A 22,377-nucleotide genomic window follows, 5' to 3' on the forward strand; every position below is an offset into this window, starting at 1 on the left:
GACACCGCCGGACACCATTCACGATGGCCACCCAGAAATGGGTGGCCATCGCTGTTTAACCCACCACCCGCACCACCAGGCCCTGCACACGCAGAAGACGTGCGTCGTGGCTCTCGGACGACTCGACGAGGAGTCGCTCCGGGCTGGCCGGAGCGATCTAGGGTGGAATGCATGACGTCAGATGACACTGTTCGATACGGGGAGAACGAGGTCCCTGTCGGTGACTTCGTCGAGACGCTCGCAGTGATCGAAGAGCAGCCGCTCTCCGCTCGGGCATCGTCCTACATCGCGGTGCAGGATCGGCTGCGGGCGCGACTCGAGGGCGCGGACGAACGCCGATGAGTGGCTCCGTCTCGGACGCTCCTTCGGAGGACACGCGCCTCGATGCGGCACTCGCCGCGCGGGGTATCGCGCGCTCGCGCACTCACGCCGCTCGTCTCATCGCGGATGCTCTCGTCACGGTCGACGGAGCCCCTGCGCTGAAAGCGTCCCTCCGAGTGCGGCCCGATCAGGACGTCGCGGTCGCCGGACTCGATCACTACGTGAGTCGGGCGGCGCACAAGCTGCTCGGAGCGCTGGAGAGCTTTCCCACCGTCTCCGTGCAGGGTGCGAACGCGCTCGATGTCGGAGCCTCGACGGGCGGATTCACGCAGGTGCTCCTCGAGCGCGGGGCCGCCTCGGTGATCGCGCTCGACGTCGGACATGCTCAACTCGCGCCGCGCATCCGCTCGGATGACCGTGTGCACGTCGTGGAGGGCTTCAACGCCCGGGACATGACGCCGGCCTCGCTTGCGTCAGCTGCTCGAACGACGGTCGTGCCCGATCTGGTGGTCTCGGACGTCTCCTTCATCTCACTCACCATGGTGCTGCCCGCCGTCGCGGCGTCCGTCTCTCCGCTCGCCGATTTCGTCGTGCTGGTGAAGCCCCAGTTCGAGGTCGGTCGGACCGGTGTGAAGGAGGGCATCGTGCGCGATCCGGAGCTGCGCCGTGAAGCGCTGTCGGACGTGCTCTGGGCGGCCTGGGATCTCGGCCTCGGAGTGGTCGGACTCGCGTCCTCCCCATTACCCGGAAGCGCTGGGAATCACGAGTATCTGGCTCACCTCCACCGCGACCGCGGGACGATTCCGACAGAATGGAGGGACGCGGTCACCGCGCTCACCACCGGGTGAAGCGGGCGGTCGACCGACGTCGATCTACCTGGAGGACACCCTCTCGATGCAGTCCCCTCCGCAGGAGCGCAACATCCTCGTCGTCGCCCACACCGGCCGGACGGACTCCCTCGAAGCGGCGATCCTCGTGATCGAGCGGCTGCGCGGCTCCGGAGCCCGGCCCGTTCTGTGCGGTGACGACAAGGGCGACATCGTCGCTGCGTCCCCGTCCCTGTCGGACGTGGCCGTTCTCGGCACCGACGTCCTGCTCGCCGACGTGGAGCTCGTCTTCGTCCTCGGCGGCGACGGGACGATCCTCCGCGCCGCTGAGATTGCGCGCACCGGGACGGCTCCACTGCTGGGCGTCAATCTCGGGCACGTCGGCTTCCTGGCCGAGAGCGAGCGCGACGATCTCGACGACGCCGTCGCCCGTGCGCTCGACGGCGACTACGGCGTCGAGGAGCGGATGACGCTTCAGGTGCGGGTGAAGATCGATGAGCAGGTCGTCTACGAGACCTGGGCGCTCAACGAGGCCACCGTCGAGAAGGGCAGCCGCGAGCGGATGCTCGAGGTGATGGTCGGTGTCGACGGTCGGCCGCTGTCGAGCTTCGGTTGCGACGGGATCGTGGTGTCGACTCCGACCGGCTCGACCGCGTACGCGTTCTCGGGAGGAGGCCCGGTCGTGTGGCCGACCCTCGAGGCGATGCTGCTCGTGCCGCTCAGCGCGCACGCGCTGTTCGCGCGTCCGCTGGTCGTCGGGCCCGGGTCGAGCCTCGCGGTCGAGGTGAAGGAGCGCACCGACGGTGTCGGCGTGCTCTGGGCCGACGGCCGCCGGACGTACGAGCTGCCCCCCGGCGCTCGGGTCGTGTTCCGGCGCTCGCCCTATCCCGTGCGCCTGGCCCGCCTGCACGACGCCCCCTTCACCGACCGCCTGGTGCACAAGTTCGGCCTCCCCATCCGCGGATGGCGGGGGTCCACGGAGACGGAGTAGTCCCCCCGATGCTCGAAGAGCTGCAGATCCGCGACCTCGGCGTCATCGCCGAGGCGACCCTCCCGCTCGGCCCCGGCTTCACCGCCGTGACCGGAGAGACCGGTGCCGGCAAGACGATGGTGGTGACGGCGCTCGGGCTGGTGCTCGGTGCCCGGTCCGACGCCTCCGCCGTCCGCTCGGGCCGCCCGCAGGCGTGGGTGTCGGGCCGCTGGATCGTGCCGGAGGACGGAGCGGTGGCCGAGCGGGTCCGCGACGCCGGCGGCGACCTCGACGGCCCCGAGCTCCTGCTGGCCCGGTCGGTCTCGGCGGAGGGTCGCGGCCGCGCGGTCGTCGGCGGCAGGGGAGCGCCGGTCAGCGTGCTCTCGGAGCTCGCCGACCAGCTCGTCGTCGTTCACGGCCAGTCGGATCAGATCCGCCTGCGGTCGGCCGCAGCGCAGCGCGACGCTCTCGACCGCTTCGGCGGTGCCGAGCTCGCCGAGGCGCTGCGCGACTACGGGAGCGCGTTCGAGCGCTGGCGCGCGAACCGCGAGGAGCTCGACGAACTGACTGCGGCGCGTGAGGCGCGGGCGCGTGAGGCGGAACGACTCCGGAGCGCCCTGGCCGAGATCGAGGTGGTCGCGCCGCAGCGCGGCGAGGACGTGGAGCTCGCGGCGCAGTCGGAGCGGCTCGGCAGCATCGAGCAGCTGCGGCTCGCGGCCGGCGAGGCGCGCGAGGCCATCTCGTCCGAGGAGCTCGACGGCCGGGACGCCCTCGGTCTGCTCGACCTCGCGCGTCGGGTCCTCGAGCGGGCGGCCGAGCACGACGCCGTCCTTCAGCCGACGGTCCAGACGCTGAACGAGGCCTCCGTGCTGCTCGTCGACGTCGCGGGCAGCCTCTCCTCCTACCTCGCCGAGCTCGACCTCGACGGAGCGCACGACCTCGAGCTGATCGAGAACCGGCGGGCCGAGCTGTCGTTGCTCGCGCGCACCTACGGGCCCACGCTCGACGACGTCCTCGACCTCGTCGACTCCTCGGGTCTGCGGCTGCTCGAGCTCGACGGCGACGACGAGCGCATCGCCGCGCTCGAGTCGGACACCGCGGCCGATCAGGATCTGGTCGACCGTCTCGCGACGACGCTCAGCGCTCTGCGCACGGCCGCGGCGGCCGAGCTGGGGGAGCGGGTCAGCGACGAGCTGTCCGCCCTCGCCATGGGCGACGCCCGCCTGCACGTGCGCGTGACGAGCACCGGCGAGCCGACCGCGCACGGCCGGGACACGATCGAGATGCTGCTCGAGCCGCACACGGGCGCGACGCCGAGGCCGCTGGGCAAGGGCGCCTCCGGTGGTGAGCTCTCGCGGGTGATGCTCGCGATCGAGGTCGTCGTCGCGGCCAACGACCCGGTGCCGACCTTCGTCTTCGACGAGGTGGACGCCGGGGTGGGCGGAGCCGCGGCCATCGAGATCGGACGTCGGCTCGCCCGGCTCGCCGAGACCTCCCAGGTCATCGTCGTGACGCACCTCGCGCAGGTCGCCGCGTTCGCGAACAACCACCTGCGGGTCGAGAAGGGCTCGGACGGCAGCGTCACCTCCAGTGCGGTCACCCAGCTCGACGCCGACGAGCGCGTGTCCGAGATGGCGCGACTGCTCTCGGGGCTGACCGACTCGGCCAACGCGCTGGCGCACGCGCGGGAGCTCCTCGAGACGAGCCGGCGCGGCTGACCGATCCGGCCGACCTGGCCCCCCTCCCGGGAACTGCTGTTAGGGTGGAAGCCCGTGGTGGACATTTCGAACGCGGGCCCTTCAGACTCCTCTTCCGACTCCTCGACGGCCGGGCACTCCGCCCCCTCGAAGGTCACGAAGCACATCTTCGTCACGGGTGGCGTCGTCTCGTCGCTGGGCAAGGGCCTCACGGCCGCGAGCCTCGGCAACCTGCTGACCGCCCGCGGGCTGCGCGTCGTGATGCAGAAGCTCGACCCCTACCTGAACGTCGATCCGGGAACGATGAATCCGTTCCAGCACGGCGAGGTGTTCGTCACCGACGACGGCGCCGAGACCGATCTCGACATCGGGCACTACGAGCGCTTCCTCGACATCAACCTGAACCAGGCCGCGAACGTGACGACCGGGCAGATCTACTCGCGGGTCATCGCGCGCGAGCGGGCGGGGGAGTACCTCGGCGACACGGTGCAGGTCATCCCGCACATCACCGATGAGATCAAGCGCCGCATGCGGCTGCAGGCCGAGGACGACCCGCAGCCCGACGTGATCATCACCGAGATCGGCGGCACGGTCGGCGACATCGAGAGCCAGCCGTTCATCGAGTCCGCCCGTCAGGTGCGGCACGAGCTCGGGCGCCGGAACGTCTTCTTCGTGCACGTGTCCCTGGTGCCGTTCATGGGCGCCTCCGGCGAGCAGAAGACCAAGCCGACGCAGCACTCCGTCGCTGCGCTGCGCTCGATCGGCATCCAGCCCGACGCGCTCGTGCTGCGCAGCGACCGGCCCGTCTCGGAGTCGAACAAGCGCAAGATCGCGCTGATGTGCGACGTCGACGAGCAGGCCGTCGTGAACGCCAAGGACGTCGCCTCGATCTACGAGATCCCCGGCATGCTGAACGAGCAGGGGCTCGACTCCTACATCATCGACCAGCTCGGGCTCGACGCCGGAGAGGTCGTCTGGGACGGCTGGTCCAAGCTCCTCGAAGCGGTCCACGAGCCCAAGCACGAGGTCACCATCGGTCTGGTCGGGAAGTACATCGACCTGCCCGACGCGTACCTCTCGGTGACCGAGGCGCTGCGCGCCGGAGGCTTCGCCCAGCAGACCAAGGTGACCATCCGCTGGATCGCCTCGGACGGACTCGAGGACCCGGAGGCGGCGTCGAAGGCGCTCTCGGAGCTCGACGGCATCTGCGTGCCCGGCGGGTTCGGCATCCGCGGCATCGAGGGCAAGCTCGGTGCTCTGCGCTTCGCCCGCGAGAACGGGATCCCGACGCTGGGACTCTGCCTCGGCCTGCAGTGCATGGTGATCGAGTACGCGCGGAACGAGGCGGGGCTCGAGGGGGCGTCGTCGTCGGAGTTCGACCCGGGAACCGAGTTCCCCGTCATCGCGACGATGGCGGAGCAGGTCGAGATCCTCGCGTCCGGAGACATGGGCGGCACGATGCGCCTGGGCCTCTACACCGCGGAGCTCGCCGAGGGCTCCATCGTCTCCGAGGTCTACGGAGCGCCCGAGGCGGCCGAGCGGCACCGCCACCGCTACGAGGTCAACAACGCGTACCGCGACCGGATCGCCGAGGCCGGCCTGTGGTTCTCGGGCACCTCGCCCGACGGCCGCCTCGTCGAGTACGTCGAGCTGCCGCGCGACAAGCACCCCTACTACGTCGGCACCCAGGCCCACCCCGAGCTGCGCTCGCGTCCGAACGACGCGCACCCGCTGTTCCGCGGCCTGGTGACGGCGGCGCTGGAGCGCCAGGAGGCCTCGCGCCTCTTCCCGGCCTCGGAGGCCGGAGCCGATGAGTGACTCCGGCCTCTCGGACGAGCTCGTCGAGCCCGAGATCCTGACGAGCGAGAGCGTCTTCGACGGCATGGTCTGGGGCGTCCGCGCCGAGACCTTCCGCTACGGCGACGGCGAGCTGCGCCGCGAGTTCCTCGACCACACGGGCGCCGTCGCGGTGCTCGCCCTGGACGACGAGGACCGCGTCGCACTGATCAAGCAGTACCGCCACCCCGTCCGCACCCGCGAGTGGGAGATCCCCGCCGGGCTCCTGGACATCGAGGGCGAGGACGCGCTCGTCGCCGCCCAGCGCGAGCTCGCCGAGGAGACCGACCTGCAGGCCGGCCGGTGGGACCTGCTCGCGGAGTTCGCCACCTCGCCCGGAGGCAGCGACGAGGTCATTCGCATCTACCTCGCCCGCGATCTCTCGAGCACCGGCTCGGTGTTCGACCGGGAGGCGGAGGAGGCCGACATGGAGCTGCGCTGGGTCGCGCTCGACGAGCTCGTCGACGCCGTCCTCGCGCGCCGGGTGCAGAACCCGTCGCTCACGATCGCCGCGCTCGCGGCCCACGCCTTCCGCTCGCGCGGCTGGGCGGGCCTCGGCGACGCGTCGTCGCCGTGGACGCGGCACCCGAGGGTGCGGCACCCCCGGGGATGACCCCGAGGGCGAGCGTCGAGGCGTTCCTCCGGCAGGCGAGCGTCGAGCGCGGGCTGTCCGCGCACACGATCGCCGCCTACCGCCGCGACCTCGAGCTGTACCTGAGCCGCCTCGACGAGCTCGGCATCGGCGACCTGGCCGAGCTGCGCCGCTCGGACGTCGGCGACTTCGCCTCGTGGCTGGCCGCGCGGCCCGGGCGTCCGCTCGCCGCGTCCTCGCGCGCGCGCATCCTGTCGAGCGTGCGAGGTCTGCACCGCTTCGCGCTGGAGGAGGGACTCGTCGTCGACGACGTGGCGCACGACGTCGTGCCGCCGAAGCTCCCGACGACCCTCCCGAAGGCGATCACGGTGGAGCAGATGAGCGCGCTCCTCGAGGCGTCCCGCGGAGAGGAGCTGGCGCAGATGCGCGACCGGGCGCTGCTGGAGCTGCTCTACGCGACCGGCGCGCGGATCTCGGAGGCGGTCGATCTCACCGTCGACGACGTCCTCGACGCGGACGTGGTGCGCTTGACCGGCAAGGGCGCCAAGCAGCGGATGGTGCCGCTCGGGCGCTACGCGCGGGAGGCGGTCGACGACTACCTCGTGCGGGCGCGGCCGGAGCTGTCGCGGCGCGGGCGCGCGACTCCGGCGCTCTTCCTCGGCGTGCGCGGCGGACGGCTGTCGCGGCAGAGCGCCTGGCTCGTGATCCGCGCGGTCGCCGAGAAGGCGGGCCTGGACCGCGAGATCTCCCCCCACACCTTCCGGCACTCGTTCGCGACGCACCTGCTCGCGGGAGGAGCGGACGTCCGCGTGGTGCAGGAACTGCTCGGGCACGCTTCCGTCGCGACGACGCAGATCTACACGCTGGTGACGGCGGACACGCTGCGGGACGTGTACACGACGGCGCATCCGCGAGCGCGGCGCTGAGACGGGCGCACGCGGCGGGGCGCGGCTCCGGGGGCGGAGGGGGTCGGTAGACTCGAGGGCAGGCCGCGCGGGAGCGCACGCCCCGGGAAGCGAGGACGACGCAGGTGACAGGCAAGACGGACGACACGACGGAGCTCACCGGCCTCGAAGCTCCGACGCTCGGCCCGACCGGCCGCCCCCTGCGCGAGTTCCCCCTCCCGGTCGGGCTGACGGGCCACGGACCGGCGCGCATCATCTCGCTCTGCAACCAGAAGGGCGGCGTCGGCAAGACGACGACCACCATCAACCTGGGCGCCACCCTCGCCGAGTACGGCCGCCGCGTGCTGGCCATCGACTTCGACCCGCAGGGCGCCCTGTCCGCGGGCCTCGGTGTCGCCACCTACGACGCGATCACCATCTACGACCTCCTGCTCGGCACGGTCAAGGACCCCTCCGAGGCGATCCGCTCGACCAGGGTCCCCGGACTCGACGTCATCCCGGCGAACATCGACCTGTCGGCCGCCGAGGTCCACCTCGTCAACGAGGTCGCCCGCGAGCAGATCCTGGCGCGCGTGCTCCGCAAGGTGAGCGCCGACTACGACGTGATCCTGATCGACTGCCAGCCCTCGCTCGGGCTGCTGACCGTGAACGCGCTGACCGCGAGCCACGGCGTGCTCATCCCGCTCGAGTGCGAGTTCTTCGCCCTGCGCGGTGTGGCGCTGCTGATCGAGACGATCGACAAGGTGCGCGATCGCCTCAACCCGGCGATCGAGCTCGACGGGATCCTGCCGACGATGTACGACTCGCGCACCCTGCACTCCCGCGAGGTGCTCGACCGCGTCGTGGACGCGTTCGGGGACAGCGTCCTCGAGACGGTGATCGGCCGCACGGTGAAGTTCCCCGACGCCAGCGTGTCGGGTGTGCCCATCACGCAGTTCGCGCCGGAGCACAAGGCCGCGGCGGCGTACCGCCAGCTCGCCAGGGAGCTGATCTCGCGTGGCGCGGTCGCCTGAGTCGGTCCTCGTCCAGGAGCCGGTGGTCGAGGCCGCCGGCGGCTTCCGTGTCGCGCTGGCGAACTTCGAAGGACCCTTCGATCTGCTGCTGAGCCTCATCGCCAAGCAGCAGGTCGACATCACCGAGATCGCGCTGAGCGCGGTGACGGACGAGTTCCTGTCGTACCTGCACGGCATCGACACGCTCGAGGGGCTCGACCGCGCGTCGGAGTTCCTGGTCGTCGCAGCGACGCTCCTGGACCTCAAGATCGCCGGGCTGCTGCCGCAGGGCGAGCTCGTCGACGCCGAGGACGCCGCGCTGCTGGAGGCCCGCGACCTGCTGTTCGCGCGACTCCTGCAGTACCGCGCGTTCAAGCAGGTGTCGAGCTGGTTCGCCGAGCGGATCGAGATCGAGACGTCGCGCCACGTGCGCGACGTCCCGCTCGAGGAGGAGTACCGGGCGCGGAAGCCCGAGCTCGTCTGGACGCTGTCGGCGGAGGACTTCGGCGCGCTGGCCGCCTTCGCCCTCGCTCCCCGGGAGATCCCGACGGTCGGCCTCGATCACCTGCACGCGCCGCTGATCAGCATCCGGGAGCAGGCCGCCTACGTCGTCGCGGTGCTGAGGGAGCGGTCGACCGCCACCTTCCGCGAGCTGATCGCGACCGCCGAGGAGAAGGGCGTGATCGTCGCCCGCTTCATCGCCGTCCTCGAGCTCTACCGGCACGCCGCAGTCGCCTTCGAGCAGCCGGAGCCGCTCGGGGAGCTCACCCTGCAGTGGGTCGCTCCGTCGTGGTCCGATGCGAACCTGGCGCACCTGGGAGCCGACTATGACGGCTGAGACCCAGCAGGCTGCGCTCGGCACCGTGGCGTTCGAGATCGACCGGGCTATCGAGGCGATCCTGATGGTCGCCGACGAGCCGCAGTCGCTCGTCGCCCTCGCAACGGCGCTGTCCCGACCGATCGCGGTCGTGCGGCAGTCGATCGAGCGGCTCGTCGCCGACTTCGACGGCGTCACCGGCGGCGTCCGACGCGGCTTCGAGCTGCGCGAGGTCGGTGCGGGCTGGCGGATCTACGTCCGCCGCGAGTACGACCCCGTGGTGTCGGACTTCGTGCTGACGCAGAACCCGACGAAGCTCTCGCAGGCGGCGCTGGAGACCCTCGCCGTCATCGCCTACAAGCAGCCGATCTCGCGCGGACAGGTCGCGCAGATCCGCGCCGTCAACGTCGACTCGGTCGCCCGCACACTGCTGGGTCGCGGACTGATCGCGGAGGTCGGCAACGACCCCGAGACCGGCGCGATCCTCTACGGCACGACGGAGCAGCTGCTCGTGCATCTCGGCCTCGCCTCGCTCGACGAGCTGCCGAAGATCTCACCACTTCTGAGCGACGGACGGGACGGATTCGATGAGCACGCCTGACAGCGGGCCCGAGGGCGAACGACTGCAGAAGGTCCTCGCCGCGGCGGGGGTCGCCTCCCGCCGGGTCGTCGAGGAGATGATCGTCGCGAGGCGGATCCGGGTGAACGGCGAGGTGGCCGCGGAGCTCGGGCGCCGCATCGATCCGGCGACCGACTCGATCGAGGTCGACGGAGTGGCGGTGCAGCTGGACACCACGCGCCGCTACGTGATGCTGAACAAGCCGGTCGGAGTCGTGAGCTCGCTCGCCGACGAGAACGGCCGCGCCGATCTCAGCACCTACACCCAGAACTTCGAGGAGCGGCTGTTCAACGTCGGCCGGCTCGATGCCGAGACGTCGGGGCTGCTCGTGCTGACCAACGACGGGGAGCTGGCCCACGTGCTCGCGCATCCGTCGTTCGGAGTGACCAAGACGTACATCGCCAAGGTGCAGGGGCAGGTCCTGCCGCAGACCATCGCGGCGCTGACCGCCGGCGTGGAGCTCGACGACGGCCCCGTCGCGGCCGACAAGGCGCGGCTGCTGGGCCGTCCGGAGGGGAAGTCGAACGCCTCCCTGGTCGAGCTCACCCTGCACTCGGGGCGGAACCGCGTGGTGCGGCGCATGATGGCGGCCGTCGGGCACCCGGTGCTCGAACTCGTCCGGCGCCAGTTCGGACCGCTGCACCTGGGCACGCTGCGTTCCGGGGATCTGCGGGATCTGACCCGCGAGGAGCTGGGCGCCCTGCTGACGATCTCGCGCCAGGGCGGCGAGAAGGTGGCCGAGAAGCCCGAGCCGACGCGGAAGGCGAGCGCGGGAGCGCGGCGGCCCCGACCGGACGAGCGCCGGGAGGACCGGCGTCCCGCCGAAGGCCGCGAGGACCGGCTGCCCGCCGAGCGCCGGGAGGACCGGCGGCCGACCGGCGAGCGGCGCGACAGCGGGGACCGGCGGCCCTCCGACGACCGACGCTCCTCCCCGAGCGCGGATCGACGTCCCGCGGCCGGTCGGCGCTCCGGCCCGGACAAGCAGCGACGACCGGATCGGTAGGCTGTCGGGGTGAACGAGCTCCTGCACCCCGCCCCGCCCGCGATGCGGACGACGGGGACGGTGCGGGTGGTCGGCTCCGGACTGCTCGGTGCGAGCATCGGCCTCGGCCTCGCCTCGCGCGGGGTCGACGTCGTGCTCGACGACGCGTCGCCGGCCAGCCTCTCGCTCGCCATCGACTACGGGGCGGGTCGTGCCGCCTCCGCCGAGGACCGCCCCGCACTGGTCGTGGTCTGCGTGCCTCCGGACGTGGTGGCGGGGGTCGTCGAGCGGGAGCTCGCCGCGCACCCCGACGCCGTCGTGACGGACGTCGCGAGCGTCAAGACCGAGCCGTTGCGCGACCTCCGCGCGCGAGGCATCGACCTCACGCGCTACATCGGCTCGCACCCGATGGCCGGCCGCGAGCGCGGTGGCCCCGTCGCCGCGCGCGGCGACCTCTTCGTCGGACGACCGTGGGTGATCTGCCGCGACGGCGAGACGACCGCGGAGGCCTTGGCCCGCGTCGAGGCCCTCGCGCTCGATCTCGGTGCCGCGATCGTCGAGATGGGTCCGGAGGAGCACGACCTGTCGGTCGGCCTCGTCTCGCACGTGCCCCAGGTCGTGTCCTCGCTCCTCGGTGCGCGGCTGCTCGATGCACCGAACGCGTCGCTCCGCCTCGCCGGGCAGGGGGTGCGGGATGTCACCAGGCTCGCGTCGTCGGCTCCGGAGCTCTGGGTGCAGATCCTGGCGGCCAACCGCGGGAACGTGGTCGAGGTGCTCGACGCCTTCCGGGACGACGTCGCCGCGTTCGCCGACGCCCTGCGCGACCTGGACGCTCCCGGAGCGCGACGCCTGCTGGCCGAGCACTTCGCCGCCGGCAACGCGGGGGTCGCCCGCCTGCCCGGCAAGCACGGCCAGGACCAGCGCTTCGCGACCCTCATCGTCCTGATCGACGACGTGCCCGGAACCCTGGGCCGTCTCCTCGTCGAGATCGGCGAGGCCGGCGTCAACATGGAGGACGTGCGCCTCGAGCACGCGGAGGGGCGCCGCGTGGGCCTCGCCGAGATCTCGGTGGTGCCCGAGGCGGTCGGGCCGCTGACCGAGGAACTGACCGCACGCGGCTGGAGGATCGCCGGATGAGCACGGAGCAGAACAGGCAGGAGGGCGGCCTGAACAGGATGACGCCCGCCCGCAGGGCCCAGCAGAGCATGCCGGAGGAGGGCGGAGCCGCTCCGTCGTCGACCCGCGGTGCGCGCGCCGACGAGTCCGCCGACTTCGGCGACGCGGTCGTGGTCGCCGTCGACGGCCCCGCCGGGAGCGGCAAGTCGAGCGTCTCGCGCGAGGCGGCCCGCCGCCTCGGCTTCGAGTTCCTCGACACGGGCGCCGCTTACCGGGCCCTCGCCTGGCACGCGCTGGAGGTCGGGCTCGACTTCGACGACGAGGACGCGATCGTCGACGCGCTCGACGGCTTCGACTACTCCATCGGCACCGACCCGGAGTCCTACTCCGTCTGGGTCGGCCGGACCGAGGTGACCGCGGCGATCCGGGAGCCCCGCGTGACGGGCCGGGTGTCGGCCGTGGCGAAGGTGCCGGAGGTGCGTCGACGGGTCACTCTGCTCTTCCGGCGGATCATCGGCGAGACTCGCAAAGCGGGCATCATCGTCGAGGGACGGGACATCACCACCGTGGTCGCACCGACGGCGGCGGTCCGGATCCTGCTCACCGCGAGCGAAGAGGCTAGAATGGCGAGGCGTTCGCGCGAAGTCACCACGGAATCCGCGGAAGCGACGGGTCAGGCACTGCGGTCGAGGGACCGCGCCGACTCCCAGGTGGTCGATTTCCTCAACGCCGCAGAAGGAGTCACTCTTCTCGACTCCACTCATCTCGACTTCGAGCAGACCGTCGACGCGGTCATCGCCGAGGTCAATACCTCGAGAGCAAGGGCCGATCATGGCACAGGACACGCGCGTCGGTGACGACGAGCTGAACTTCGGAGACGACGACCTCGTCGAGCGCCTCGGCGACCTCGACGAGCAGCTCGTCTCCTCGCGCGCGAACGCGCTCCGGAGCGGACTCGAGGACTACGACCTCGACGACGAGGACCTCACCCTCCTCGAGTACTCGGGCGAGGACTCGGACGAGGTCCGCTACCTGCCGGCTCTGCCGGTGGTCGCGATCGTCGGCCGGCCGAACGTCGGCAAGTCGGCGCTCGTCAACCGGATCCTGGGGCGCCGCGAGGCAGTCGTGGAGGACACCCCCGGAGTGACCCGCGACCGCGTCTCCTACCGCGCCGAGTGGATCGATCGCGCCTTCACGATCGTCGACACCGGCGGCTGGGAGCCCGACGCCCGCGGCATCGACGCCTCCGTCGCCGCGCAGGCCGAGATCGCGATCGACCTCGCCGACGCCGTGATCTTCGTGGTCGACGCGAACGTGGGAGCGACCGCGACCGACGAGCACGTCGTGAAGCTGCTCCGCAAGACGAAGAAGCCGGTGTTCCTCGCGGCCAACAAGGTCGACGACGCGCGCCAGGAGCCCAACGCCACCACGCTGTGGTCGCTCGGCCTCGGCGAGCCGTACCCCGTCTCGGCCGTCCACGGCCGCGGCGTCGCGGACCTGCTCGACACGGTCCTGAAGACCCTGCCGCTCGAGTCCGCCGTCGCCAAGCGCGAGGTCGGCGGACCGCGCCGCGTCGCGATCCTCGGTCGGCCCAACGTCGGCAAGTCGAGCCTCCTGAACAAGGCCGCGGGGGAGGAGCGGGTCGTCGTCAACGAGCTCGCCGGCACCACCCGCGACCCGGTCGACGAGCAGGTCGAGATCGCCGGCAAGGTGTGGCGCTTCGTCGACACCGCCGGCATCCGCCGTCGCGTGCACCTCCAGCAGGGCGCCGACTTCTACGCGTCGCTGCGCACCTCGACCGCGCTCGAGAAGGCGGAGGTCGCGGTCGTCGTGATCGACGTCTCCGAGCCGATCTCGGAGCAGGACGTCCGCATCATCGACCTCGTGCTCGAATCCGGTCGCGCTCTGGTCCTCGCCTTCAACAAGTGGGACCTGCTCGACGACGAGCGCCGCCGCTACCTCGAGCGCGAGATCGAGAAGGACCTGGCGCACGTCGCCTGGGCTCCCCGCGTCAACATCTCGGCGCGCACCGGTCGCCACCTCGAGAAGCTGGTCCCCGCGCTGGAGCTGGCGCTCGAGTCGTGGGACACGCGCATCCCGACCGGCAAGTTCAACGCCTTCCTCGCCGAGCTCACCGCGGCGCATCCGCACCCCCTGCGTGGAGGCAAGCAGCCCCGCGTGCTGTTCGGCACCCAGGCGTCCTCGCGGCCGCCGACATTCGTGCTGTTCACGACCGGGTTCCTCGACCCCGGCTACCGCCGCTACATCCAGCGCCGACTGCGCGAGATCTACGGCTTCCAGGGGTCGCCGGTGAACGTCAACATGCGCGTGCGCGAGAAGCGGGCGCGCTGACCCCGGTTCTTCCCGCCTCCGGCCCGCCGGGATCCTCGGATCCCGCGGGCCGGAGGCGGTTCCGGCGTCGGGGCGGTGCAGACGTTCGTGCGGCTCAGGCGTTCGCGGTCTCGGGCGCGTCCGCCGTGAGCGGCCACCACGCCGGCAGGACCTGGGCGAAGGCGTCGAGATAGAGATCGGGGTCGCGAGGAGCGGGCAGTCGCAGCCACTCCTCCATCAGCGCGGCCGAGCCGGCCGAGATGTAGGACGCCGCGCCGCCGGGGAGGCGGCTCTCGTGCGGAACCGTCACCGCACCGCTCTCGACGGCCTCGCTGACGGATCGGCGGAATTGAGCGGCCAGCATGACGCGGATACCCGAGTCCCCTCCGACGTCGTCGAAGGCGCCGAGGTAGAGGTCGCGGTGGCGCTCGAGGTGGTCGAGGATGCGGAGCGTCGCCTCGCGGTTGGACGCGCCCGCCGGATCGCCGTCGCCGAGCCGCGTCACATAGGCGACGCGGATGCGCTCGAGATCGGTCAGGAGCGCCGCCGTCAGCAGCTCGGCGGCGGACGCCGCGTGCGCGTAGAAGGTCGACCGGTTCACTCCGGCGCGGTCGGTGATGTCCGAGACGGTCAGGCCCGACACGGCGCGCTCGGTGGCGAGCTCGATGATCGCCCTGTGCAGCGACTCCTGCGATCGCCTCTGCCGCGCGTCCATGCCGCCTCCCGTGCCGCCCGTCCGGCACCCGGTGGTTCCGGGGCGCAGGCGCTCAGCGATTCTACGCAGGCGCGGGCCCGGCTCGTTTTCACTTCCGGCGTCGCGACCCGCTAAGATAGTCGAGTTGCCCGGGCCACGTGCCCGGTCTGCCACGGGCTGTGGCGCAGCTTGGTAGCGCACTTGACTGGGGGTCAAGGGGTCGCAGGTTCAAATCCTGTCAGCCCGACAGCAAGCCCTGGTGAGAAGCCTCTTCCACCAGGGCTTCGTTGTGTCCGGGGGCGTTCCGCGTGCCGCCTCGGGCGGTGATCTGCCCGCGGGGCCGGCGGTACGCGCTCAGCGGCCATCCGCCGCATGAGCGGTGTCGGCCGGGAGCGGTGGCCGCCCGAGCGGGGCGGTCCGCGGCCGCTCCCGGCCGACGTGCTGCTCGCCGTCTATTCCGCGGAGACGCGGATCAGGATCTTGCCGGTGGTGCCGGCCTCGACGGCGTCGTGCGCGGCGGCGGTCTCCTCGAGGGGGAACCAGGTGAGGGGGAGGCCTGCGTCCTCGCCGACGGGGAGTGCTCCGTCGACCAGCGCCGCGGTGATGTCCTCGGCGGCGGCTCGGAGGGGCTCCGCGCCGACGGTGTAGAGGAGCAGGCCCTGCCAGCGGGCGTTCTTGGCGAAGCTCGGGACGATCGGGATCGTGAACTCGTCGCCGTTGTTGTTCGCGTAGTAGCCGATGCTGCCGTGGTTGGCGAGCACGTCGACGTCGAGGGCGGCGTTCTGCGCCGGAGCCACCTCGACGATCTGCTGGACGCCGTCGGGAGCGATCTCGCGGATGCGGTCGGCGAGGGCGTCGTCCGGGTACTGCAGGACGTGGTGAGCGCCGGCCGCGGTCGCGAGAGCGGCCTTGGCGTCGCTGCTCACGGTGGCGATGACGGTCGCTCCGGCCCACGCGGCGAGCTGGATCGCGGCGTGGCCGACGGCACCGGCTCCGCCCTGAACGAGGACGGTGCGGCCGGAGAGGGCGCCGGGGGAGAGCCGCGCCGGACCCTCCTCGTGCACCGTCAGGGCGCGGTGCGCGGTCATCGCCGGGACTCCGAGGCTCGCGGCGACGTCGAAGCCGATGCCCGCGGGGAGGCGGACGACGCGGTCGGCGGGAAGCACCGTGTACTCCTGCGCGCTGCCCGTGGGGCGCTGGTGCGCGGCGAGGAAGAACCAGACGCGGTCGCCCTCGGCGAGGTCGGCGACACCGGCACCGACGGCGTCCACCACTCCGGCGCCGTCCTGGTTCGGGACCACCTCGTCGAACGCGAGGTCGCCGTCGGCCCGCGCCTTCCAGTCGGTCGGGTTGACTCCCGAGGCGACGACGCGGACGCGCACCTGGCCGTCGCCGGGAGCGGCGGGCTCGCGGTCGACGAGGGACAGGACGGACGAGGGGCCGGTGGAGGTGTAGACGATCGCTCTCATACGGGGTGCAAGAGCCGGCGGCGACCCGGCATTCCCGCGCGGCTCCGGGAGTGCGCGCAGGCGCCCGGCCGGACTACCCTTCCGCCATGAGCAGGATCTTCCGCACGGCGGTCGCCGACGTCCATCCGCACTACGTGGCGAAGGTGGAGAAGAAGGGGCGGACCGTCGAGGAGCTCCACGAGGTCATCCGGTGGCTGACCGGCTTCGACGAGGCCGAACTGCAGAGGCACCTCGCCGAGCGGACGACGTTCGAGGACTTCTTCGCGGCGTCGGATCTGAACCCGAACGCCGTGCTGATCACCGGCGTGATCTGCGGGATCCGCGTCGAGGACGTCGAGGATCCGCTCATGCAGCGCATCCGGTACCTCGACAAGCTCGTCGACGAGCTCGCGCGGGGGAAGGCGATGGAGAAGGTGCTGCGGCCGACGCCGACCGCGGTGTCCTGACTCCCGGCTCCGTAGCGCCTACTTCCCGATCTTCGCGTGGCGACGGGAGTAGGCGAAGTAGATCGCGAAGCCGATGGCCAGCCAGATCAGGAACCGCAGCCAGGTCTCGATCGAGAGGTTGAGCATCAGGTAGGTGCAGATCAGCGCCGACAGTCCGGGGAGCCACGGGTTGAGCGGGACTCGGAAGCCGCGCTTCAGATCGGGGCGCGTGCGCCGCAGGACGATGACGCCGACCGAGACGAGCACGAACGCCGACAGCGTGCCGATGTTGACCATCTCCTCCAGGACGCCGATCGGGGTCAGACCCGCGAGCAGCGCGACGACGACGGTCACGGCGAGGGAGGTGACCCACGGGGTCCGCAGGCGCGGGTGCACGGTGGCGAGGCGCTGGGGGAGCAGGCCGTCGCGCGACATCGCGAAGATGATGCGCGTCGCTCCGATCAGCAGCGTGAGCACGACGGTGGTGAGGCCGGCTACGGCGCCGGCCGAGATGACCGTCGCCATCCAGGTCTGGCCGTGGTACGCGAAGGCGTTGGCCAGGGCCGCGGAGGGGTCGAGCTCGCGGTAGGGGACCATGCCGGTGACGACGAGGGCGACCGCGCAGTAGAGGACGGTGCAGATCGCGAGCGAGGCGATGATGCCGATGGGCATGTCGCGCTGCGGGTTCCGCGTCTCCTCGGCCGTCGTCGCGACGACGTCGAAGCCGATGTAGGCGAAGAAGACGAGGGAGGCGCCGGCGATGATGCCGCCGATGCCGAACGTGGCGGGCTCGATGCCCGAGAGGAACTGGAGGAGCGGCTGGGTGAGACCGGAGGCCGATTCCGTGGGCGCCGACGGCGGGACGAAGGGCGAGTAGTTCGCCGAGTCGATGAACTGGATCCCGGCGATGATGACGAACAGGACGATGAAGAGCTTGACCGCGACGAGCACGAGGTTCACGCGGAGGGACTCCTTGATCCCGAAGGTCATGAGGCCGCCGAGCACGAGCACCAGGAGGATCGCGGGCAGGTCGACGACTCCGCCGTAGGAGATCGCGGGGGGCAGCACGACGCCCAGCTGGCCGAGCAGCGAGCCCAGGTAGGCACTCCAGCCCTGGGCGACGACGCTCGCGCCGAGGAAGAGCTCGAGGATGAGGTCCCAGCCGATGATCCAGGCGAACAGCTCGCCGAGGGAGGCGTAGGAGAAGGTGTAGGCGGAGCCCGAGACGGGGACCGTGGAGGCGAACTCGGCGTAGCACATGGCCGCGAGGGCGCACGCGAAGGCGGCGACCACGAAGCTCAGGACGATGGCGGGTCCGGCGATGTCGTGCGCGGCGCGTCCGGTGAGAGTGAAGATGCCGGCCCCGATCACGACGCCGACGCCGAAGACCGTGAGGTCGAGGGCGGACAGCGACTTCTTGAGGCGGAACTCTGGCTCGTCGGTGTCGGCGATCGACTGCTCGACGGACTTGGTGCGGAGGAGGCTCACGGTGGTTCTCTCTGGTGGGACGACAGGCGCGGAGGCCACCCTGGAGACTAGTCGGAGTCGGGCGCGGGCGGTGCCCGTCGGCGACGGACGGCCAGCACGACCGCGGCGACGACGGCGGCGACGAGCAGCCAGGGGAGCAGGAACCCGATGCCGATCAGGGCGGCGTTCGCGGCCGCGACGAGGCCGTTCCAGCCGCTGAGGAGCCCGTCGAGGAAGCCGGCGGGGTCGGCCGGCGCGGCGGTCTCCTCCGGGAGCACCGTGACGCTCAGGGAGGCGAGCGACACGCGGCTCTCGAGTGCGGTGAGCTGCTGCCGGGTCGACTCGAGCTCGGCCTGGCGCTGCGTGAGTGCGGACTCGGCCGCCAGCAGATCGGCGAGATCTCCGGCCTGCGCCACGAGCTCCGTGAGGCGATCGACCGAGGCCTGCGTCGCGGCGGCGCGCGCCCGGAGGTCGACGGTCTGCAGAGTGACGTCCTGCCTCTCGACGGTCGACTCGGTGACGGTGCCGAGCTCGGTCAGGGACTCCCGCGCGTCGGAGAGTCGATCGGCGGGGACGCGGAGGGTGACGGAGCCTGCACCCGACGGGAGCGGTGCGGGGAAGGAGGGCTCGATCCGCTCGTCGACGGAATCGTCCGCCGTCGTGGATCCGCCGGTGTCGGACGTGCTCGAGCTCTCGACGTAGCCGCCGAGTTCCACGGCGCTCGCGGAGAGGGCCGCGATCGCGTCGGCGACGGACGGGACGCGGACGGTCGCGGCGGCGGTCGACGCGATCTCGCGAGTGCTCGACGCAGGGGAGCCCGCAGCGGGGAGGGTGCCGGCGATGCCCGCTCCCTCCGGCGCGGACCCCTCGGACGACTCCGCGCCGGCACCGGCGGCGGAGTCGGCGGCCGAGTCGGGTGCGATCGCAGCGGAGTCCGAGGAGCCGACCGACAGGCCGTTCACGCTCACGAGGGGACCGACCACGACGGCGAGCACGAGGAGGCCTGCGGCGGCACCCCCGATCGAGAGCGCCCTCCGACGGTGCGCCGCCCGCGCGGCGCGCGCAGCGGCGAGCGAGCGGAAGACGCGCGCCTCGATCGCGGAGACGCGGTGCTCGTCGAGAGGCGGGAGGAGATCGGGAGTCTCGGTCACGGCTGTTCTGCTCCTCGGAAGTCGTCGACCACCAGGCGCAGGCGCCGGCGGACGCGGGACAGGCGGTTGCGGACGGTGGCGTGCGAGACGCCGAGCTCGCGCGCGGCCTCCTCGTAGCCCCGCCCCTCGGTCGCGCACAGGCGGAACACGGCCCGATCGAGCTCGGAGAGCCCCTCGGTCGCCCGGAGGACGGCCTCGGCCAGGGCGGCGGTGACCACCTGCTGCTCGAGGTCGTGGGGGCAGGCGGGCTCCTCCTCCGTCGGCGCGGTGCGCTCGCGCTCGCGTCGCAGCGCGCGCACCCGGTTCGCCGCCTGGAAACGGCAGATCGTGACGAGCCAGGGGAGGAGGGAGTCGCCGATCAGGTCGAGACCGTCGAGTTTGCTCCAGGCCACGACGAAGGTCTCCTGCGTGACCTCCTCCGCCTCGGCGGGATCGTGGAGGACGCCGTGCGCGAGCCAGTAGACGGGGCGGACGTAGGCGCGGTAGAGCGTGCGGAAGGCCGCCTCGCTGCCCGCGGCGGCCCGCCGGACCAGCTCGGCGTCGGTGGTCGTCTCGGTGATCATCGGGCCTCCTCCGCCTGCTCTCACTGTGACAGTGTCGGCAGGAGCGGGATCGTCTCGATCGTGCGTCGGATCCGTTGACCCGCCAGCGATGCGCCAGCGAAGCGCCAGGGGACTACGTGTCCTTCAACTTTGTGCTAGCGGAGGAGCGCCGCTAGATTGTCCGCGAACGACGTCGAGTCACGGCTCCAGCCCCTTCCTCGGACACGGATGTCCTGAACGGGAACGAATCCGCCCCGGCGACCCGAACGCCGGACGCTGCGGCCAGTCCCGCCCCTCCGCCATTCGAAGGATCCTCCCGCCCATGCCGATCGCCCCTCCCTCGGACCGCGCGACGCCCGGCGGCCGGTCGGCCCCCGCGGTCTCAAAGAAGTCCGACTCCGCGGGCTACCGGCCCGAGATCGAGGGTCTGCGCGCCGTCGCCTCTCTTCTGGTCGCGTCGTTCCACATCTGGCTGGGCCGGGTCTCGGGAGGCGTCGACGTCTTCTTCGTCGTCGCCGGGTTCCTGACCACGGTGACGCTGATGGGGCAGGTTCGCCGCTACGGGCGCGTCCGCCCCGTCGTGTTCGTCTCGCGGCTCGCGTCGCGGCTCTTCCCCGCGGCGGCCGTGGTGCTCGTGGTGGTCGCGGCGGTGAGCCCGTTCCTCCTGCGCCCCTCCCAGTTGAAGCAGACCTTCACCGAGGTGCTCGGGTCGGCGCTCTACGTCGAGAACGTGGTCCTGGACCGGGCGGGGGTGGACTACCTCGCGCAGGACAACTTCCACTCGCCGGTGCAGAACTTCTGGGCGATGTCGGTGCAGGGGCAGTTCTACCTGGTCTGGCTGCTCCTCGCGTTCGCCGCGACGGCGGTCGTCGTCGTCCTGCGGCGTCGGGTGGAGCTGCTCCGGGTGCTGCTCGTCGTGGTCGCCGTCGTGAGCATCGTCTCCTTCGCCTACTCCGTGCTGCTGGTGCAGCGCGACCAGCCGTCGGCGTACTACAGCGTGCTGGCGCGGACGTGGGAGTTCGGGCTCGGATCGCTCAGCGCTCTCGTGCTGACCGGGCGGACGCTGCCGACGGCGATCCGGGTGATCGCGGGGTGGCTGGGCCTCGTCGGCGTGATCTCGTGCGGCATCGTCCTGCAGGTGTCGAGCGCGTTCCCGGGAGTGGCCGCCCTCTGGCCGACGCTCTCGGCGGTCCTCGTCCTGATCGCGGGGACAGGCCCCGCTCCGACGTTCGGCGTCGCGCGGCTGCTCGCTCTGCGGCCGCTGGTCTGGCTCGGCGGCGTCAGCTACGGGCTCTACCTGTGGCACTGGCCGCTGCTCGTGTTCTGGGAGGAGATCTCGGGGCAGGAGCCCGGGCTGCTCGCCGGACTCTCCATCGTGGCGGCGGCGGTGGTGCTGGCGACTCTGTCGAAGCACGTCCTCGAGGATCCGCTGCATCGGCGGGCACCGACCGGGTCGCGCTGGCGGGCGCTCGCTCCGACGGCGATGATGCTGGTCGCGGTCCTCGCCGGCGGAGGGGCGATCGCGGCCACGAGTGCAGCGATCAGCGCCGATCTCGCCCGCGCGAGCGCGATCCCCGCTTCCACCGACGGCTGCTTCGGTGCCGCGGCGATCGAGAACGCGTCGGCCTGCGAGCAGGCCCGCTCCTGGACGACGAGCGTGCCCGCCTTCGACGCGTCCGAGGACGGCTCCGAGATCAACACCAGGGAGTGCAGCACCAACAACGCGGGCGTCGAGCTGAAGGAGTGCCGGTTCGGCGATCCCGACGGCCGCCGGGTCCTGCTGATCGGGAACTCCCACGCCGCGTCGTTCTTCCCGGCGCTGCGGGGGGTCGCGGAGGAGCGCGGCTGGGATCTGCACACCTACTACAAGACGGGCTGCGTCTTCACGACCGCGTCGCGCCGCGACGACTCGTCCGTGTCCCGCTCGTCGTGCGCGACCTGGGTCGAGAAGCTGCAGGAGGAACTGGCGGCGCAGGAACCCTACGACCTGATGGTCACGGCGTACTCCGCGAAGAAGTCGGTGTTCATCGACTCGTCCGGCGAACCCGACGAGCAGGCGGGCATCGACGGGTTCCGCCAGTCGTGGGCTCCCCTGATCGCCCGGGGGACCGAGGTCGTCGCGATCCGCGACAACCCCGTCGTCGAGACGGTGCACGATCTGGCGTGCAGCGAGCGCCCGGGCACCGCCGACGTCTGCGGGGTCCCGACGAACGAGGCGTTCGCCGAGCGGGAGCTCATGGCCGCCGCGGCCGAGGGCTGGGAGGGGGCGAACGCGGTCGACCTCACCCGCTACTTCTGCGACGAGGAGATCTGCCCGTTCGTGATCGGCGGAGTGAAGGTGTACCGCGACATGGGGCACCTGACCGAGACCTACGCCCGGACGCTGGCGCCGTACCTCGGGCGGGAGCTCGACCGCATCGAGTTCTGAGCCGCCGCCGGGCCCGGTCCCTCGGCCGGGGATGACGATCTGCTGCAGAGCCCAGGTGTCGCCGTCGGGGTCGGCGAAGTGGACGAACTCGTCCCAGTGCCGGGAGCGCCGGGCGCCTCCTCCCCAGAGTGGGCATCGCGGCCGCTGTCCACGGATCATCCTCCTCAGCCTGCGTGACGGTGCGCTGGAGAGGACG

19 protein-coding genes, 1 tRNA gene and 1 pseudogene are annotated in these 22,377 nt (G+C 71.7%); 16 read left to right on the top strand and 5 right to left on the bottom strand.

The genetic code is table 11. From position 1 onward, the window contains the following. Window positions 1–338: 338 nt before the first annotated feature. The 13 genes and pseudogenes from ASF48_RS18180 to der all read left to right on the top strand — a co-directional run bounded on the left by ASF48_RS18180 (window position 339) and on the right by der (window position 14,026). The gene (locus ASF48_RS18180; protein ID WP_055794740.1) at window positions 339–1,169 is read left to right on the top strand and encodes a TlyA family RNA methyltransferase; all 831 of its coding nucleotides are present in this window, start codon (window positions 339–341) and stop codon (window positions 1,167–1,169) included. Window positions 1,170–1,215: 46 nt separating this feature from the next. Continuing rightward, window positions 1,216–2,139, top strand: a complete 924-nt coding sequence (locus ASF48_RS18185) for an NAD kinase (RefSeq protein WP_055794742.1) — start codon at window positions 1,216–1,218, stop codon at window positions 2,137–2,139. Window positions 2,140–2,147: 8 nt separating this feature from the next. Beyond that, a complete protein-coding gene (gene recN, locus ASF48_RS18190; protein WP_055794744.1) occupies window positions 2,148–3,836 on the top strand; it encodes a DNA repair protein RecN in 1,689 nt (562 codons plus the stop codon). A gap of 54 nt (window positions 3,837–3,890) precedes the next feature. Then, window positions 3,891–5,633 carry a CTP synthase gene (locus tag ASF48_RS18195; RefSeq protein WP_055794746.1) on the top strand — a complete coding sequence of 581 codons (1,743 nt, stop codon included), beginning with the start codon at window positions 3,891–3,893 and terminating at the stop codon, window positions 5,631–5,633. Next, the gene (locus ASF48_RS18200) at window positions 5,626–6,264 is read left to right on the top strand and encodes an NUDIX domain-containing protein (protein ID WP_055794748.1); all 639 of its coding nucleotides are present in this window, start codon (window positions 5,626–5,628) and stop codon (window positions 6,262–6,264) included. Before ASF48_RS18195 ends, ASF48_RS18200 begins: the two co-directional genes overlap by 8 nt. Further along, window positions 6,261–7,169, top strand: a complete 909-nt coding sequence (xerD, locus tag ASF48_RS18205) for a site-specific tyrosine recombinase XerD (protein WP_055794749.1) — start codon at window positions 6,261–6,263, stop codon at window positions 7,167–7,169. The genes ASF48_RS18200 and xerD overlap by 4 nt, the downstream gene beginning before the upstream one ends. A gap of 104 nt (window positions 7,170–7,273) precedes the next feature. Continuing rightward, on the top strand, window positions 7,274–8,161 hold the full coding sequence (locus ASF48_RS18210) for a ParA family protein (RefSeq protein WP_055794751.1): 888 nt from the start codon (window positions 7,274–7,276) through the stop codon (window positions 8,159–8,161). Further along, window positions 8,145–8,978 carry a segregation and condensation protein A gene (locus ASF48_RS18215; RefSeq protein WP_055794752.1) on the top strand — a complete coding sequence of 278 codons (834 nt, stop codon included), beginning with the start codon at window positions 8,145–8,147 and terminating at the stop codon, window positions 8,976–8,978. The genes ASF48_RS18210 and ASF48_RS18215 overlap by 17 nt, the downstream gene beginning before the upstream one ends. After that, complete coding sequence (gene scpB / locus ASF48_RS18220) at window positions 8,968–9,558, top strand: SMC-Scp complex subunit ScpB (protein WP_055794757.1); 591 nt, start codon at window positions 8,968–8,970, stop codon at window positions 9,556–9,558. The genes ASF48_RS18215 and scpB overlap by 11 nt, the downstream gene beginning before the upstream one ends. Next, a pseudogene (locus ASF48_RS18225) lies at window positions 9,545–10,324 on the top strand (pseudouridine synthase); the annotation flags it as partial. The gene scpB and the pseudogene ASF48_RS18225, both read left to right, overlap by 14 nt. 297 nt (window positions 10,325–10,621) lie before the next feature. Continuing rightward, a complete protein-coding gene (locus ASF48_RS18230; RefSeq protein WP_055794995.1) occupies window positions 10,622–11,695 on the top strand; it encodes a prephenate dehydrogenase in 1,074 nt (357 codons plus the stop codon). Then, a complete protein-coding gene (gene cmk, locus ASF48_RS18235; RefSeq protein ID WP_235577284.1) occupies window positions 11,692–12,531 on the top strand; it encodes a (d)CMP kinase in 840 nt (279 codons plus the stop codon). Before ASF48_RS18230 ends, cmk begins: the two co-directional genes overlap by 4 nt. After that, the gene (der, locus tag ASF48_RS18240) at window positions 12,506–14,026 is read left to right on the top strand and encodes a ribosome biogenesis GTPase Der (RefSeq protein ID WP_055794759.1); all 1,521 of its coding nucleotides are present in this window, start codon (window positions 12,506–12,508) and stop codon (window positions 14,024–14,026) included. Before cmk ends, der begins: the two co-directional genes overlap by 26 nt. A 94-nt stretch (window positions 14,027–14,120) precedes the next feature. Here der and ASF48_RS18245 read toward each other — a convergent pair whose 3' ends face one another. Then, window positions 14,121–14,720, bottom strand: coding sequence for a TetR/AcrR family transcriptional regulator (locus ASF48_RS18245; RefSeq protein ID WP_055794761.1), 600 nt, complete (start codon window positions 14,718–14,720; stop codon window positions 14,121–14,123). 152 nt (window positions 14,721–14,872) lie between these two features. On the opposite strand from ASF48_RS18245, the gene ASF48_RS18250 reads away from it, so the two are divergent. Next, window positions 14,873–14,946, top strand: a tRNA-Pro gene (locus ASF48_RS18250). 205 nt (window positions 14,947–15,151) lie between these two features. On the opposite strand, the gene ASF48_RS18255 is transcribed toward ASF48_RS18250, so the two are convergent. Further along, entirely contained in the window at window positions 15,152–16,168 is a 1,017-nt protein-coding gene (locus tag ASF48_RS18255) for an NADPH:quinone reductase (RefSeq protein ID WP_055794763.1), read from the bottom strand. A gap of 86 nt (window positions 16,169–16,254) precedes the next feature. On the opposite strand from ASF48_RS18255, the gene ASF48_RS18260 reads away from it, so the two are divergent. Continuing rightward, window positions 16,255–16,614, top strand: a complete 360-nt coding sequence (locus tag ASF48_RS18260; protein WP_055794764.1) for a DUF2200 domain-containing protein — start codon at window positions 16,255–16,257, stop codon at window positions 16,612–16,614. 18 nt (window positions 16,615–16,632) lie between these two features. On the opposite strand, the gene ASF48_RS18265 is transcribed toward ASF48_RS18260, so the two are convergent. From ASF48_RS18265 to ASF48_RS18275, 3 genes are read right to left on the bottom strand one after another with little or no spacing between them, the layout of a single operon-like run. Continuing rightward, entirely contained in the window at window positions 16,633–18,081 is a 1,449-nt protein-coding gene (locus ASF48_RS18265) for an amino acid permease (RefSeq protein WP_055794766.1), read from the bottom strand. 47 nt (window positions 18,082–18,128) lie between these two features. Further along, a complete protein-coding gene (locus ASF48_RS18270; RefSeq protein ID WP_055794768.1) occupies window positions 18,129–19,211 on the bottom strand; it encodes a DUF4349 domain-containing protein in 1,083 nt (360 codons plus the stop codon). Further along, a complete protein-coding gene (locus ASF48_RS18275; protein WP_055794770.1) occupies window positions 19,208–19,774 on the bottom strand; it encodes an RNA polymerase sigma factor in 567 nt (188 codons plus the stop codon). Before ASF48_RS18275 ends, ASF48_RS18270 begins: the two co-directional genes overlap by 4 nt. Before the next feature lie 301 nt (window positions 19,775–20,075). On the opposite strand from ASF48_RS18275, the gene ASF48_RS18280 reads away from it, so the two are divergent. Beyond that, window positions 20,076–22,181 (top strand): acyltransferase family protein, encoded by a 2,106-nt coding sequence (locus tag ASF48_RS18280; RefSeq protein ID WP_055794772.1) that lies wholly within the window; start codon window positions 20,076–20,078, stop codon window positions 22,179–22,181. Window positions 22,182–22,377: the final 196 nt, after the last annotated feature.

Source organism: Rathayibacter sp. Leaf299, from assembly GCF_001423055.1.
GTDB lineage: Bacteria > Actinomycetota > Actinomycetes > Actinomycetales > Microbacteriaceae > Rathayibacter > Rathayibacter caricis.

What these genes read in the sequence shown, in the direction of transcription:
- ASF48_RS18200 (WP_055794748.1), top strand. Translation starts at nt 5,626, where the DNA reads ATGAGTGACTCCGGCCTCTCGGACGAGCTCGTCGAGCCCGAGATCCTG.
- recN (WP_055794744.1), top strand. Translation starts at nt 2,148, where the DNA reads ATGCTCGAAGAGCTGCAGATCCGCGACCTCGGCGTCATCGCCGAGGCG.
- cmk (WP_235577284.1), top strand. Translation starts at nt 11,692, where the DNA reads ATGAGCACGGAGCAGAACAGGCAGGAGGGCGGCCTGAACAGGATGACG.
- scpB (WP_055794757.1), top strand. Translation starts at nt 8,968, where the DNA reads ATGACGGCTGAGACCCAGCAGGCTGCGCTCGGCACCGTGGCGTTCGAG.
- ASF48_RS18230 (WP_055794995.1), top strand. Translation starts at nt 10,622, where the DNA reads ATGCGGACGACGGGGACGGTGCGGGTGGTCGGCTCCGGACTGCTCGGT.
- ASF48_RS18255 (WP_055794763.1), bottom strand. Translation starts at nt 16,168, where the DNA reads ATGAGAGCGATCGTCTACACCTCCACCGGCCCCTCGTCCGTCCTGTCC.
- xerD (WP_055794749.1), top strand. Translation starts at nt 6,261, where the DNA reads ATGACCCCGAGGGCGAGCGTCGAGGCGTTCCTCCGGCAGGCGAGCGTC.
- ASF48_RS18180 (WP_055794740.1), top strand. Translation starts at nt 339, where the DNA reads ATGAGTGGCTCCGTCTCGGACGCTCCTTCGGAGGACACGCGCCTCGAT.
- ASF48_RS18245 (WP_055794761.1), bottom strand. Translation starts at nt 14,720, where the DNA reads ATGGACGCGCGGCAGAGGCGATCGCAGGAGTCGCTGCACAGGGCGATC.
- ASF48_RS18185 (WP_055794742.1), top strand. Translation starts at nt 1,216, where the DNA reads ATGCAGTCCCCTCCGCAGGAGCGCAACATCCTCGTCGTCGCCCACACC.
- ASF48_RS18280 (WP_055794772.1), top strand. Translation starts at nt 20,076, where the DNA reads ATGCCGATCGCCCCTCCCTCGGACCGCGCGACGCCCGGCGGCCGGTCG.
- ASF48_RS18260 (WP_055794764.1), top strand. Translation starts at nt 16,255, where the DNA reads ATGAGCAGGATCTTCCGCACGGCGGTCGCCGACGTCCATCCGCACTAC.
- ASF48_RS18275 (WP_055794770.1), bottom strand. Translation starts at nt 19,774, where the DNA reads ATGATCACCGAGACGACCACCGACGCCGAGCTGGTCCGGCGGGCCGCC.
- der (WP_055794759.1), top strand. Translation starts at nt 12,506, where the DNA reads ATGGCACAGGACACGCGCGTCGGTGACGACGAGCTGAACTTCGGAGAC.